Here is a 278-nt window from a genome sequence, read left to right on the forward strand (position 1 = left end):
AGCTTAATAACAATGAAGCGAATCATACGCTACTTTGTTGCTAAGCTCTATAACCTAAACACTTGATCGCTTAAGGACTAAGCTAACAATCATTTGATTGTTTATTTTAGCTTCGTTCTTTATACATTCCGAAGGAATGTATGGTGGAGACTAGGAGAGTCGAACTCCTGACCTCCTGCGTGCAAAGCAGGCGCTCTACCAACTAAGCTAAGTCCCCAGCTTATCAATAAGTCAATGTTTCTGATTACTTCACTCTGCAATTGCTTGCTTGTCGTTAG

The 278-nt window shown here is 40.3% G+C and carries 1 tRNA gene; it reads right to left on the reverse strand.

The features are described from left to right. Nucleotides 1-141: 141 nt before the first annotated feature. Nucleotides 142-217: transfer RNA gene (locus tag AVJ20_RS18205), tRNA-Ala, on the reverse strand. Between the last annotated feature and the right edge of the window lie 61 nt (nt 218-278).

This window comes from Acinetobacter sp. CFCC 11171 (genome assembly GCF_003268405.1).
Taxonomy (GTDB): Bacteria; Pseudomonadota; Gammaproteobacteria; order Pseudomonadales; family Moraxellaceae; genus Acinetobacter; species Acinetobacter amyesii.